General features: G+C 61.3%; 12 protein-coding genes. 6 read left to right on the top strand and 6 right to left on the bottom strand.

Annotated elements, in window-relative coordinates; translation table 11 throughout:
• Positions 1–52: 52 nt before the first annotated feature.
• From AC53L6_RS02025 to AC53L6_RS02015, 3 genes are all read right to left on the bottom strand, one after another.
• The gene (locus AC53L6_RS02025) at positions 53–2,224 is read right to left on the bottom strand and encodes an esterase-like activity of phytase family protein (protein WP_496906614.1); all 2,172 of its coding nucleotides are present in this window, start codon (positions 2,222–2,224) and stop codon (positions 53–55) included.
• A gap of 85 nt (positions 2,225–2,309) precedes the next feature.
• Complete coding sequence (locus AC53L6_RS02020) at positions 2,310–3,278, bottom strand: threonine dehydratase (protein ID WP_496906613.1); 969 nt, start codon at positions 3,276–3,278, stop codon at positions 2,310–2,312.
• A gap of 18 nt (positions 3,279–3,296) precedes the next feature.
• Positions 3,297–4,127, bottom strand: coding sequence for a CE1 family esterase (locus tag AC53L6_RS02015; protein ID WP_496906612.1), 831 nt, complete (start codon positions 4,125–4,127; stop codon positions 3,297–3,299).
• Positions 4,128–4,291: 164 nt separating this feature from the next.
• Here AC53L6_RS02015 and AC53L6_RS02010 point away from each other — a divergent pair, with 164 nt between their 5' ends.
• Entirely contained in the window at positions 4,292–4,585 is a 294-nt protein-coding gene (locus AC53L6_RS02010) for a hypothetical protein (protein ID WP_496906611.1), read from the top strand.
• Between the two features lie 45 nt (positions 4,586–4,630).
• Here AC53L6_RS02010 and AC53L6_RS02005 read toward each other — a convergent pair whose 3' ends face one another.
• The 3 genes from AC53L6_RS02005 to AC53L6_RS01995 all read right to left on the bottom strand — a co-directional run bounded on the left by AC53L6_RS02005 (position 4,631) and on the right by AC53L6_RS01995 (position 7,810).
• Positions 4,631–5,338 (bottom strand): class I SAM-dependent methyltransferase, encoded by a 708-nt coding sequence (locus tag AC53L6_RS02005; RefSeq protein WP_496906610.1) that lies wholly within the window; start codon positions 5,336–5,338, stop codon positions 4,631–4,633.
• A gap of 155 nt (positions 5,339–5,493) precedes the next feature.
• Positions 5,494–6,159, bottom strand: a complete 666-nt coding sequence (locus AC53L6_RS02000; RefSeq protein WP_299207859.1) for a L,D-transpeptidase — start codon at positions 6,157–6,159, stop codon at positions 5,494–5,496.
• A 175-nt stretch (positions 6,160–6,334) separates the two neighbouring features.
• Complete coding sequence (locus AC53L6_RS01995) at positions 6,335–7,810, bottom strand: NAD-dependent succinate-semialdehyde dehydrogenase (protein WP_496906609.1); 1,476 nt, start codon at positions 7,808–7,810, stop codon at positions 6,335–6,337.
• A 78-nt stretch (positions 7,811–7,888) separates the two neighbouring features.
• Here AC53L6_RS01995 and AC53L6_RS01990 point away from each other — a divergent pair, with 78 nt between their 5' ends.
• From AC53L6_RS01990 to AC53L6_RS01970, 5 genes are all read left to right on the top strand, one after another.
• Complete coding sequence (locus AC53L6_RS01990) at positions 7,889–8,680, top strand: hormone-sensitive lipase (protein ID WP_299744775.1); 792 nt, start codon at positions 7,889–7,891, stop codon at positions 8,678–8,680.
• A 98-nt stretch (positions 8,681–8,778) separates the two neighbouring features.
• Positions 8,779–9,987, top strand: coding sequence for an aminopeptidase P family protein (locus AC53L6_RS01985; RefSeq protein WP_299600016.1), 1,209 nt, complete (start codon positions 8,779–8,781; stop codon positions 9,985–9,987).
• Between the two features lie 234 nt (positions 9,988–10,221).
• Positions 10,222–11,298 carry a hypothetical protein gene (locus tag AC53L6_RS01980; protein ID WP_496906608.1) on the top strand — a complete coding sequence of 359 codons (1,077 nt, stop codon included), beginning with the start codon at positions 10,222–10,224 and terminating at the stop codon, positions 11,296–11,298.
• Positions 11,299–11,303: 5 nt separating this feature from the next.
• Complete coding sequence (locus tag AC53L6_RS01975; protein ID WP_496906607.1) at positions 11,304–11,642, top strand: hypothetical protein; 339 nt, start codon at positions 11,304–11,306, stop codon at positions 11,640–11,642.
• A 330-nt stretch (positions 11,643–11,972) separates the two neighbouring features.
• Positions 11,973–13,088, top strand: coding sequence for a hypothetical protein (locus AC53L6_RS01970; RefSeq protein ID WP_496906606.1), 1,116 nt, complete (start codon positions 11,973–11,975; stop codon positions 13,086–13,088).
• Positions 13,089–13,135 lie beyond the last annotated feature (47 nt).

Genomic DNA, 13,135 nt, shown 5'->3' with positions numbered 1-13,135 from the left:
AAAAAGGGCGTCAAGCGGATGCCTGACGCCCTTCCAGATCATGCTGTGTGGGTTAGTTCACCTGGCCGATGGAAAAGAACATCGTCTCGCCGGAATGGTCATCGACCCCGTCATTATCGGTCGAAATCCATGCAGTGCCATCGGATGTGATCGCCAGCCCTTCGACCTTGTCCAGCACATAGCCGCCGGTCGATGTCAGGTCGGGGATCAGATCGCGCACTTCTTCCTTGCTGACCACGGGCAGCTCACCACCCAGGGGCGCAGGCTGCATGTCGGCCAGCGGCACGCGGTAGACCTTCTTCGTGACCGCCTCGATCCCATGCAGGTTGTCGCGCTCAACGATATAGACATAGTCGCCATGGGCCACGATCTCGGACAAGCCGACCCAACCCTTGGCGGGCTCGGCCTTGGGATAGTGAACAGCACCCCATTCCTCGGTTTCGATGTTGTAGGCCACCAGCTTCACGTGGTGCGCCGGATCGTCCTTCCATTCGCGCTGCACGGCCATCCACAGGGTGTTGCCCACCTTGGTGATCCCTTCAAAGCCAAAGCGTTTCTCAACCGCCATCAACTCCGGCGGCAGGCCGATCTCTTCGTCAATGTTCCCATCCGCCTCGACCTTGTAGATCGCATGGGGAATGACCCGGTCCGTGCGCCCTTCGGACGCGATCCAGAACGCATCGCCATCCAGCGTGATGCCTTCCATGTCCAACTTCTGCGCTGGGCGGCCTGCGCGGGTCACGTCGATGGCCTCGACGATCCGGGCAGGGGACTGGGACGGGTCGATTTTGAAGATGCGCGGCTGAAAGCCGTAGAAGCTGTCGGACACGGCATAGATCATGCCATCCTCATCCGCGACCATGCCGGACAAGGCACCCCAACCGGTCAGTTCCTCCATGCCGGCCGAGGTCAGGTGCGGATAGGCCGCCGGACCTTCTGCAAATTCGTACAGCATGACATGCGCCCGGGCGCCGCCATCCTCGATCAGGTCGCTTTCATTGGCCGACACCAGCAGGTTGCGCGCGGGGATCGTGACGTAGCCCTCCGGCCCGACACCCGAAGGCAGCATCTGCTTCAGCACCGGAGCCGCAGGGTCGGTCACATCATAGACCCCAACGATTGAGCCGCGCTCGGAGCCGACAAACACAAACGGCGTGCCGTCAAATTCGGCAAAGGTCACGCTTTCCGGCTCAATGCCCTTGGCGTCCGACCGCTTGTCCGGGTAGTGGCCGATCTGGACAAGCGCATGTTCAAAGCTCACGCCGCTTTCGTACACGACCCGTCCATCCTTGCGGAAGATCGTCCAGCCCCGCGACCCGCCCTGGTAGTCGCCCTCGTTGGCGGTGGCGAAATGCTCGTCATCAATCCACGTCACCGCATCGGGTTCGCGCAGACGGCCCATCTGACTCTCGGTAAAGATCAGCGCGCCACGTTCATCCGTGGCGTCGATGCCTTCAAGGTCCACGGCACCAGCGGGGAAATGGTTCACAATCGACCCGTCGCGGGCAACAACAACCATGTGGTTGTTTTCTTGCAGGGTCACCACCGTCTCACCCAAGGCGTTGATCGACACATATTCCGGCTCGGGGTCGCTGGGCGCTATTTCGGCCAAACCAGCCAGGTCCACATATTGCAGTGACGCGCAATCCAGAGTGCCATCAACCATGTTCACCAGCACCACACCACCGCCGGGCAGCTGCGGGATCACACCGTCGTTCAGGTCCTCGTCCCGCTCGTTCTCAATCGCCACGGCGATAAAGGATCCGTCGGGGGCTTTGGCCACGCTGTCGGGCTGACCCGGCAGATCGCAGGATGCCAACTCTGTCCCCGCAGGGACAGCCAGCGCCATCAACTGGCCCGACGGTTCGGTGAAGGATACAGAGGTGTTGATGCCGACAAAAGCGGTCGATCCGATCACGGCAACGCTCGTCGGCTCGCCACTTAAAGCGATGTTGCCCAGCGGGGCAGGGGCCGCCGGGTCAGTGATGTCCACCAGCCCCAAAGCTCCAAGCGGGCTGTCGGTGTAAACCAGCGTCATGCCATCGGCTGTCACATCGATGATCTCGGGCGACGTTTCGCGCGATGTATCCTCGCCCTCGGCCATGTTGGTCACGACCGGGAAAGACGCGATGCGGTTAAAATTCTTTTCGGCATGGCCGTCGGCAGCAGCGGCACCTGCAATCAGGGCCAGGGCCGAGGTCATGCACATAAGGGGTTTGGTCATCAGACACTCCATCGGGATCAAATCCCGCACGAAGTGGCGCGTTTGCTTGACGGCGACGTAACAGTGATGTGTCAGTTTTGTAAAATCAGACCTGCGGCGTATGGCCGTCCAGCACGGTGCGGAACCAGCCCGTGTCGATATTGCCGCCGCACAGGATCACGCCCACGGCCTTGCCCGCCATCTGCGCACGCTCCTGCATCAACCCGGCCAATGGGGCCGCCCCTGCGCCCTCCGCCACGTTGTGGGTCGCGGTAAAATACAAACGGATGGCGTCGGCCACCTCGTCATCGCTGACCGCAATGATCCGCTCGGCCCCCTTGGAATAGATGTCGAACGCCTCCTGCACCGGCACCCGCACGGCCATGCCATCGGCAAAGGTCGCGGCTGAATTCGTCTCGACCAACCGCCCCGCATCTACGGACAATTTCGCGGTCTGCGCCTGATCCGACACCACGCCAACCACTTTGGTCGACAACCCCAGCGCGTCGCGCGCCATGATCGTCCCGCAAATGCCCGATCCGCAGCCAATGGGGACATAGACGGTATCGAGGTCAGGTCGCGCACGGAACAGCTCATAGGCATAGGTTGCAACACCGCGCACCAGTTCGGGGTGATAGGGCGGGACGATGAACAGCCCCTCTTCCTCGGCCACGCGATAGGCTTCCACACGTGCCGTATCGAAATCGTCGCCAAACTCGATCAACTCCGCGCCAAAGGCGCGCATCGCCGCGTTCTTCTCGACCGAATTACCCCGCGGGACATAGACTTTGGCCGTCAGCCCGGCATTCGTCGCGGCCCAAGCCTGCCCTTGCCCATGATTGCCACGCGTCGCTGTGCAGATGCCCGGCACATCCGGGTGCGTGCGCACCAACCAATCCATAAAGGTCAGCGCGCCCCGCACCTTGAAGGCCCCGGTGGGCGTGTGGTTCTCGTGCTTCACCCACACTTCGGCCCCCGTGGCGGCACTCAACAGTGGCCAATGGTGCTGCGGCGTTTGGGCCATGCGGGCGTGGACAAAGGCGGCGGCAGTCTCAAGATCGGAACGGGTCAGCATGGGCGCATCTGACCCTGATCACCCCTCGGCGTCCAGCCCCTTGCCCTCGAACCAGTCCATGACGCGCGTGGCCCAACCCTGCGGCGCGCCATGCCCACCCTTGTGCAGCATCAGGCGGATGTCGCCAGCGGCGCAATCGGTCCAGTGGCGGAACCACAAATCACCCTCGAAACTGTTGCGTTCAGGCTGGCGCGCGTCACAACCATTGGTCTCGCGCAGAATTTTCAACGACGCCCAGACATCGCCCTGCACCACCGCCCCATCGGCAAAAGAGCGTCCTTCCAGCGGGACAGTCCGGTCATTCCAGCCATGGGTATGAAACAGGCGCACCGGGGCCGCACAGTCGGTTGGCAGATCGTCCCAGAATGCACCCGCAAGCGGGGCATAAGCATCGGCAAATTCAGGCATCTGGCAGGCCATGTCCCAAACAAACGACCCGCCGCGCGAAAAACCGGCCAGCAGCACGGTGCCCCCCTCCAGCCCGGTCCGCGCGCGCACGTCGGCCATCACCTCGGGCAGGAAGCCGAAATCCTGCCGGTCATAGTCCAGGTTCTTGCCCCGCACTGACCAGTCCTGCTTGAACCGGCGGTTCGGCTGATCGCCATCGGGCGCCACAAAGACATACCCACGGGCCAACGCCTCGCGCGCGAGGCCGGAATTGAGCAATCCGCGCCCACGTCCTCCGCCGCCATGCAGATGCATGACAATGCCCCGCGGCGCTGCCACCTCGGGGACGGCCATATGGTAATTGCCGCTGGGCAGGGCACAGGGCTCATCACGCCCCCCGCAGGCCAACGCGGGCAGCGGGAACAGGACAAGGGCAAACAAGACGACAAGGAAACGGGACATGGTTGCGCTCCGGGTGTTGGGTCCCGCCAACACACAGGAATCGTTGCGGGCGCGCAACTCACGTCAGCGTCAGATGATCAGCCCGTTGCAGGCGGGGACACATGCCACGATAACAGGGGCAGACGCTTGGCAAAGACCAGCGACCAATGTCACGGGGGATGGACATGAAACGGACCGGAGTGATGCTTGCAGCGGCGATGATAATGCTGGCCGCCTGTGACGAGACCACGCAATCAGGCGCAGCAGGCGGGCCGTTCATCTCGCCCCTGCCAGAGCGCATCCTGACATTGGCCGATCCAAAACAGGACCTGAACGCGGTCAAGGTCGACCCGGTGGATGGGTGCCTTGTCTATCGCCATGTCGGCCCGGTCGAGACGACCTTCCTGCCGCTGCGCACCCGCGACGGGCGCCCCATCTGCACGCAGGTTGAGGCAGAAGCGACCCCCGCCGCCACCTGATCAGCCCGCTGCATCATATGGGCGTCTGTCCAGCAGGCGCTGAATCTAGCCGGGTGCCTGCCATTCCATGATCAGTTGGTACGGTGCATTGTTGTAAGCCTGTTCCTTCAGGTCGGCAGGCTCCGGCACGGCTGGCTCATCAAAATGCGTCAATGTCATCCCACGCTCCAGAAGGTGCGTCATGTAAAATGACAGGGGCCTGTGCCAGTTGGTGACCGTGATGCCCTTCCACTCCGCCTTGACAGCATGGGGCTCCAGATAGCGGCGCACGATGATCTTGCGCGCCCCATCAGGCTGGACACGCCAGCCGCCGCTTTTGATGTCCGAGGCGGTCGCGAAGCCTGTCAGGTTCGCAAATAGAAAGCGACCACCCGGGCGCAAGACGCGCTTCACCTCGTCAAGTGCGACTTCGATGCCCTCGATGTCGAGAAGACTGAGGTAAGACACGACCATATCGAACGTGGCACGCTCGAACGGCAGCGCCTCAGCGCGGCCATGAACGAACTGCGCCCCGCCAAGTTCGCGTGCCCAGGACAACAGCGCCTTGGAAGGATCCAACCCGACCAACGTCTCGACCTTGTCGGCAAGAAGGCGGCAAAACCGTCCCTCGCCGCAGCCGAGATCAAGGAGCGCGCGCGGTGCAAAGGCGTGTACGCGGTCCAGCATCGGCACGTCCAGAACGCGCCGACGGCTGAAGTCACCATGCGTGCCTTGTGCCTCAATCCAGGCATGTGCGGAGCGGTCCCAATCCATCACGCTCACGCAATAGCACGGTGATGGGGGCAATGCGACGTCCCGCAAGGGCGGTTCCTTGCCAAGTTTCCAGACGTTACCAACACGACTGGGGTGCCCAAGCCTGGCGACGGCCCCCTTCGTAAGAACCGACGCAAGTGCCTGAAACGCAGACCCTAGCTCGCCGCCGTCGTACCGTCTTCGGACGGGTACAGGAACGCCGTCGCGCCGGGTGTGACGCTTGGATAAAGCTGGTTGATATGCGCCATGATCATGCGCACACAGCCCGAGCTGGCCCGCCCGCCGATCGAGCGGGGGTAGGGCGTGCCGTGAATACGCAGATACGTGTCGCGATTGCCGACAAACAGATACAGCGCGCGCGACCCAAGCGGGTTCGTGGGACCGCCATTCATCCCATCGGCATGTTTTTCAAACAAGTCCGGATCGCGTTCTATCATTGCCTTGGTCGGGGTCCATGTCGGCCACTTGGTCTTGCGCTTGATCGTGTAGGTGCCCGGCTCATACAGGTTGCCCCGCGCAATGGCCGCACCATAGCGCATGGCCGTGCCGTCCGCCTGAATGTGGTAGAGATACCGGGCGACCGCATCGACGTGGATGTCGCCAGGTTTCAACCCGTCATTGGCCTGCACGCGCTGCGGCAGGAACCGGCGGTGCACACCCCAGGGGTTCGATGTTGTCAGGTCGAAATTGGCCGGGGTGACTTGGGAGTCCCACGCGGACCATTTTGATTGATCGGAAATAGGGCGTGCCAATGCAGGCCCGGCAATGGGTGCCGAAAAAAGGGCGGCGGTTGTCATTACGAAATGGCGTCTGGTCAACATGAATCAAAAATTCCTCGCACTCGGGTGAAACATGAATAGAACAGATGCCCACCCTCGGGCAATCATACCCGCCTGAGGTCACAACCATGTGAGGGCGCAATTCTTAAACGTTGGTAAATGCGCCCCGGTAAACCCTTGAAATCTCAAAGGCCATGCTCTGTCCCATCATGGGACATCAAACACTCATGCAGATATACTTCATCTCCAGAAATTCCTCGATCCCGTGATGCGACCCCTCGCGACCAAGCCCCGATTGCTTGACCCCACCAAAGGGTGCCAACTCGGTCGAGATGATGCCGGTATTGACCCCGACCATCCCGTATTCCAGTTCTTCCGCCACCTTGTAGACCCGGCTCAGATCGTTGGCATAGAAATAGGCGGCCAGACCAAAGATCGTATCGTTGGCCATCGCGATCACATCGTCCACGTCCTCGAATTTAAAGAGCGGCGCGAGGGGGCCAAAGGTCTCTTCATGCGCGACCTTCATATCCTGCGTCACCCCCGTCACCACGGTCGGTTCCAGGAACGTACCACCCAGCGGATGGGCCTTGCCCCCGGTCAGGATCGCGCCGCCGTTGTTGATCACGTCGGCCAGATGATCCTGAACCTTCTCAACTGCCTTGTCCGTGATCAGCGGCCCGGTCGTGACACCGTCCTCAAGCCCGTCACCAACTTTCAACGCCTCTACGGCAGTTTTCAACTTCGCGGCAAAGGCGTCATAGACCCCTGCCTGCACGTAAATCCGGTTGGCACAGACACAGGTCTGGCCCGCATTGCGAAACTTGCAGATCATCGCGCCTTCGACGGCAGCGTCCAGATTGGCATCGTCAAAGACGATAAAGGGGGCATTGCCGCCCAACTCCATCGAACATTTCATGACCTGATCAGCGGCCTGCCGCAGCAGGATGCGACCCACTTGGGTCGATCCGGTGAAGGTCAACTTGCGCACAGCAGGGTTCTCGCAGAACTCCTTGCCGGTTTCAGAGGCGTTCGAGGTTGTCACCACCTGGAACACGCCCGCCGGGATACCGGCCCGCTCGGCCAGCACACCCATGGCGATGGCGGACAGCGGAGTCAGCTCCGCCGGACGGGCGACAAAGGCACAACCCGCCGCCAGCGCCGGGGCCGCCTTGCGGGTGATCATGGCGTTGGGAAAGTTCCACGGCGTGATCGACGCCGCCACCCCAATGGGCTGTTTCAATACCGTGATACGTTTGTCGCGCTGGTGGCCGGGTATCGTTTCGCCATAGATGCGCTTGGCTTCTTCGGCAAAGAATTCGACGAAGGAAGCGCCATAAGCGATCTCGCCCTTGGCCTCGGCCAGCGGCTTGCCCTGCTCGGCGGTTAGGATGGTACCCAGATCGTCCTGATGCTCCATCATCAACTCGAACCAGCGGCGCAGCACGGCGCCGCGCTCCTTGCCGGTCCACGTCGCCCAGTCCTTTTGCGCGGCATCTGCGCCGGCAATGGCCTCAGCCACCTGCGCGCGGCTCAGGTCAGCCACTTCGGCCACGACATCGCCGCGGGCGGGGTTGGTCACATCGAACGTGCCTGCGTCCCCGCTGATCCACGCGCCGTTCACATAGGCGCGGGTTTCCAGCAGCGAGCGATCCTTTAGCATGGATTTGAGGTCTGTGATTTGATCAAGCATGGTGCGTCCTTTTCGGGTCTGTTGCATGTCAAACGACACGGGGTAGGCTTGTCCAGTTCCAAAGTCAGGAGGGTCATGATGCCAGACATGGACGATGCCTATGCCAACGGCGCTTATATCGACGGGGCCGCTGACTATCCACCACGCTGGGCAGAGGCGGCGCAAGCGTTTCGGGATGGTCTTGGCACGCGCGCGCACCTGAACCTGAGCTATGGTCCCTCCGACCGGATGGCCCTTGATCACTTCATGCCCGAGGGCGAGGCCAAGGGCACGCTGATCTTTGTGCATGGCGGCTATTGGCTCAAGTTCGACCGATCGTACTGGTCGCATCTGGCGACGGGGGCGCTGGCCCACGGCTGGTGCGTGGCAATGCCCTCTTATGATCTGTGTCCGACCGTGCGGATCGCGGGGATCACGCAGCAAATCGCACAGGCCGTGATGGCGGTGGCCGAGGGCAGCATGGGGCCGATCAGCCTGGCAGGCCACTCAGCGGGCGGACATCTTGTTGCGCGTATGCTTGCTCCGGGGATGCTGCCTGCATCCGTATTGTCGCGGCTGACCCACGTGATGCCCATCTCGCCCGTGTCCGACCTCGAACCACTTCTGGAAACGTCGATGAACGCAGATTTCGGTATGGATGCGGCCATGGCGCGCGCCGAAAGTCCCATGCGCCAGCCGAAACCCGACACGCCCGTCACGGTGTGGGTCGGGGCGGACGAGCGGCCTGTTTTCCTTGATCAGGCGCGTTGGTTGGCCAAGGCATGGGGCGCCGATCATGTCGTCACCAAGGGCGAACACCACTTCAACGTCATTGATGCACTGGCGAACCCGGACAGTGACATGATCCAGCGCTTGACGACGACACCGTGACGCGCCAGATGTGGCGTGGCCGCGGGCGATGGCGTCGCCCGCATTTCCAGCCCAAACCGTCCTGAACGCCGGGACCTTTCTGAAAAGGAGGGTCAAGGATGACCGCTCGCCCCGATTTCTACCGCTTTCACAACGGCACCAAGGACGCATTGCCGTTCGACGCCGCCGAGTATGACGCGCGCCTGACCGAGCTGCGTGAACGGATGGAGGCGCAAGGCGCCAGCGCCGCCGTCTTCACCTCGATGCACAATGTCGCCTACTACTCGGGCTTCCTCTATTGCGCCTTTGGCCGTCCTTACGCCTGTGTCGTGACCGAAGATGCATGTGTCACCATCAGCGCGGGCATCGACGCGGGCCAGCCCTGGCGGCGCAGCCATGGCGACAACATCACCTACACCGACTGGCAGCGCGACAATTTCTGGCGCGCCGTGCGCGAGGTGACAGGCGAGAGCGCCGTGATCGGCATTGAATCCGATCACCTGACGCTGCTGCAACAGGCCAAGATGGAGGATTTCCTCAAGCCCGTCGCAACCGTCGACCTGTACGAGACAACCATGCTTCAGCGCATGCACAAGTCCGAGGCCGAGATTGCCCTGATCCGCCACGGCGCCCAGGTGGCCGACGTGGGTGGCTATGCTGTCCGTGACGCCATCAAGGCAGGCGTGCGCGAGATTGACGTGGCCATGGCAGGCCGCGACGCGATGGAGATGGAGATCGCCAAGCGTTTCCCCGACGCCGAATACCGCGACACATGGGTGTGGTTCCAGTCGGGCATCAACACAGACGGCGCACACAACCCGGTCACAGGCCGCGTGCTGGAACGGGGCGATATCCTGTCGCTCAACACTTTCCCCATGATCTCGGGCTACTACACGGCTTTAGAGCGGACGCTGTTTGTTGAAACAGTGGATGACGCCAGCCTGCAAATCTGGAACCACAACGTGGCGGCGCACGAGCTGGGCATGTCGCTGCTGAAACCCGGCGTGACCTGTGCCGAGGTGACTGAAGGCGTGAACGCCTATTTTCGCGAACACGACCTGCTGCAATATCGCAGCTTTGGCTACGGACACTCTTTCGGTGTGCTGTCCCACTACTATGGCCGTGAGGCAGGGCTGGAACTGCGCGAAGACATCGACACGGTGCTCGAGCCGGGGATGGTCATTTCGATGGAGCCGATGCTGACCATTCCGAACGGGCAGCCCGGCGCCGGCGGCTATCGCGAGCACGACATCCTCGTGATCACTGAGGACGGTAACGAGAACATCACCGGCTTTCCCTACGGACCGGACAGCAACGTCGTTGGCTGACACGCGCGGCGGGCCCTGTCCCGCCACGCACTTGCACCGCTCAGCAGGGCGGACCACTTCACATGTGGGCGGCGAAAGCACAGGCTTTCGTCGCTAATCTGCATTCGATACAAGCCCGCCTTTCCATGACGCTGTGTTTTTGCAACTATCCCCTCAAATATGGACGCAGACAGATGTAAATGCGTGTTACATTGACTATATCTGTCGCAACGCATTGAGTGGAAGGGACATTTCATGGCGGATTTCGCGAGCCAGGTTGAGGAATCTCAATCCCAGGTGGCAGAGGCACAGGAAAAGATCGCTGAGCTGACCAGCCGGATCGAAATGGCGCGCGCCAAGATGAAATCGGGCGATGACATTTCGATGGATATCGAAAATGCCACGCTCGAAGACGTGCACGCCCATACGGACGTGATGAATGCCAACATTGCCGAGCTGATCATGGGGTTGGACGATGTCACGGCGGCGTTCTCCAAGGATTTTGACGAGATGCGGTCCAAAACGGGCTGGGAAAGCTTCGTCGGCATCTTTGCCAAGGCGAAGTCGGAAAGCATGCGGCAAGAGCGGGTGCGCAGCGCATCCATTGACGACAAGCTGCAAGACCTGATCTCGAAATCCGACGTGATCGTGCAACTGCTACAAGGCCAGCTGACCATGCTGGAAGAGCAGAAGACCAAGGTCGAAGCGAACCTGACCGAAACGTTGGACGAACGCGAATTGACGGTGCAGGAACTCTCGGCCCTGCAAGGTGACATTCAGGCGATGGATCCGCAGATCATCACGCTGGAAAACAAGATCGCGTCCGAAACCGACGCCGCCAAGCGCACCGCGCTTGAGACGGAACTGGCCGACATGAACTCGAAATACAACGAGATGGTGCAGGAAGAGCAGGTCAAGGTGGCCAAGTCCCAGACGCTTGAGCGCTATATCGATAAGGGCAAGACGTGGGTGGACTCTCTGCAGAACCAGGCTGCGACCCAGATGGTGCTGATCAACAAGCTGCAAACAGACACCAAGCAGCGCGTGGTGCTGTATGATGCGCTGACAAAATCGCTCAAGACGGCCCAGCAACAGGACGTCGCCCACCGGATCAACGAAATCGGCGTGCAAACGGACCAAGAGGCGCAGACGGCCATGGCCGGGATCGGTGCGGCGACCAACGCCCGCATGGCCGACATGCTGGAAGCGCACGAAGACCAGATGGTCTTTGCCCGCGACGTGCTGGAGCAGAAGGCCAAGGCGGACGAGCGGTTTGCAAGGCGGTTCGCTCAGATCGTCGAGAAGCACGACAGCAATGCGTATGGTGGTTGAGGTCAATGTGGCTTGAAGAACGGCCACGACCTTTGCGCATCAAGAGCGTCGATGAGCTCTCCCCCGGATTCCAACCCCGCTGGGTCAGAACACGAAAGTGGGCACTGATTGCTTCTCTCTGTTTTCAGTTTGCCTTTGTTTTCTTTCAGAGTGGGAACTTTCATCTACTGGCTGTTGCCAGCCTTTTGTTCGCCTGTCTCGTTGGCTGGTATTGCTTGCACCCCAAAAACTACTCCGCTCTTGTAGGATTGCTGCTGCGTCCTTTTCCTAAATTGGCGCTCAAACATGCAAAAATGGAAAGCTGGTTGGAGTTTCATCTCGATTGGAATGAACAGCGCCGATGATCAACACTGTAGCAACGTTCTTGCCCGGCGGCACCGCCGGGCAGCCCCCGACCGCCCCCCCGGGCGGGGGCTACACCCCCACCCGCGGCCGGGGACTGCCCTTGCCTTTACCTGAAAACGGTTGGAACTGATGCGGCGGAAGATTGGTCTGATAATCGGCGGCGTAGTCTGTCTTGTCATCATATACTATTTTCATGGCCCATGGTGGGCCTACGCTGTTGGCCCTTCACCTATCCTCATTGCGCTAGCTTGGATCGGTGCATATGACGTGGCAGTTGACCGGACAGGACGTCAAAAGTGGGGTGACGGTTCGGGTGGAGGCGCAGGCGAATGACCAAACCCGAAACCTCCGGCCTCACCGACCTCTTCGCCTCGCGCCGCTACTTCAAGAAGTTCGAGACGATCACCGGCCACCTCGCCCGCGTGGCAGGCGTGATGGAAGCCGAGGGCGATCTGAACCGGGACGAGGTCAAGATCCTCACCCGCTACATCGCCGAACTGACCTTCACCTTCCGTGCGCTCAGCCAGAAGTACCTGCTGGTTGGCCGCGACACCGGCCGCTTTTTTGGCAGCCTCGCCATCGACACGCGCTACAGCGGCTTTCCGGCGGCTGAAGAGTTGCTGACCATGGCCTCCGATGCGTTGCAGGCCGACCGCCATCTCGATCGCATCGAAACCGCGGATGAGCTGAAAAAACAGATGGTCGAGGTCATCATCGGCGACCGCCAGGTGCCCACGAAACTACAATTCGCCCTGTCCCAGCGGCTCTACTACGAAGACCTGCAAAAGGGACAACTCTTCTGGCCCCGCAACGACCCACAGATCGTCTGGACCGGCAACCTGAGTGACGACCGCCGCAGCTTCCGCATCCACTGGGCCGTCTACGACACCGAACTGAACCTACCCGTCATCTACATGATGGAGGTCGAGGACACGGGCCGCACCGCTCTGCCCAAAGACCCCCGCCGCTGGCCCGAAGCCCAAGCGCATCTGATGGCCCAATCGCTCGGCAAGCTGAAGCTGGTGACCATCGCCAAGGGGTTCGACGAGGATTTCGACGACATCCACCCCAAACGCCTGCGCCGCTTCTATGCGGGGCCGATGTATTCCTCGGCCTTCACGGAACAATCGGGGCCGATTCTAGACGTGTTGAAAGCCGCCCGCGCACCCGCAGGGCAGGACTGGGCACTGGTCTGGACCGAAGAAGATCTGCACTCCGAACGCGTGATCGAGGAACGCTCGGGCTGGTTCTCGTCCGTCGAACGCGAGGTCTTTGCCCTTGACCCCTTCTCGGGCCGCGGCGCCGACCTAGGGGCCACGCGGATGGAACGCAGCATCGTCCTGCCGCAACGTGCCTTCCAGGCGCTCGAAGAGATGAACCCGCCCGGCTTCGGCTCCGTCCGCAAATTTGTAGTCAGCCCGTCAGGGCGGGTGCTGCGGTACTGAGGGCGCGGCGAGATGGTATATCGGCCCTCCGGGAGAAGTATGTTTTG

The sequence above is a fragment of the Tateyamaria sp. LSS28 genome (genome assembly GCF_059611725.1).
The sequence above is the reverse complement of the archived record's forward strand: the minus strand, read 5'-3'. Positions and strand labels throughout refer to the sequence as shown.

Excerpts from the sequence above, each read along its gene's own strand:
- AC53L6_RS01980 (WP_496906608.1), top strand. The coding sequence starts at position 10,222 with ATGGCGGATTTCGCGAGCCAGGTTGAGGAATCTCAATCCCAGGTGGCA.
- AC53L6_RS01970 (WP_496906606.1), top strand. The coding sequence starts at position 11,973 with ATGACCAAACCCGAAACCTCCGGCCTCACCGACCTCTTCGCCTCGCGC.
- AC53L6_RS02025 (WP_496906614.1), bottom strand. The coding sequence starts at position 2,224 with ATGACCAAACCCCTTATGTGCATGACCTCGGCCCTGGCCCTGATTGCA.
- AC53L6_RS01990 (WP_299744775.1), top strand. The coding sequence starts at position 7,889 with ATGCCAGACATGGACGATGCCTATGCCAACGGCGCTTATATCGACGGG.
- AC53L6_RS01995 (WP_496906609.1), bottom strand. The coding sequence starts at position 7,810 with ATGCTTGATCAAATCACAGACCTCAAATCCATGCTAAAGGATCGCTCG.
- AC53L6_RS01975 (WP_496906607.1), top strand. The coding sequence starts at position 11,304 with ATGTGGCTTGAAGAACGGCCACGACCTTTGCGCATCAAGAGCGTCGAT.
- AC53L6_RS02005 (WP_496906610.1), bottom strand. The coding sequence starts at position 5,338 with ATGGATTGGGACCGCTCCGCACATGCCTGGATTGAGGCACAAGGCACG.
- AC53L6_RS02020 (WP_496906613.1), bottom strand. The coding sequence starts at position 3,278 with ATGCTGACCCGTTCCGATCTTGAGACTGCCGCCGCCTTTGTCCACGCC.
- AC53L6_RS02015 (WP_496906612.1), bottom strand. The coding sequence starts at position 4,127 with ATGTCCCGTTTCCTTGTCGTCTTGTTTGCCCTTGTCCTGTTCCCGCTG.
- AC53L6_RS01985 (WP_299600016.1), top strand. The coding sequence starts at position 8,779 with ATGACCGCTCGCCCCGATTTCTACCGCTTTCACAACGGCACCAAGGAC.
- AC53L6_RS02000 (WP_299207859.1), bottom strand. The coding sequence starts at position 6,159 with ATGTTGACCAGACGCCATTTCGTAATGACAACCGCCGCCCTTTTTTCG.
- AC53L6_RS02010 (WP_496906611.1), top strand. The coding sequence starts at position 4,292 with ATGAAACGGACCGGAGTGATGCTTGCAGCGGCGATGATAATGCTGGCC.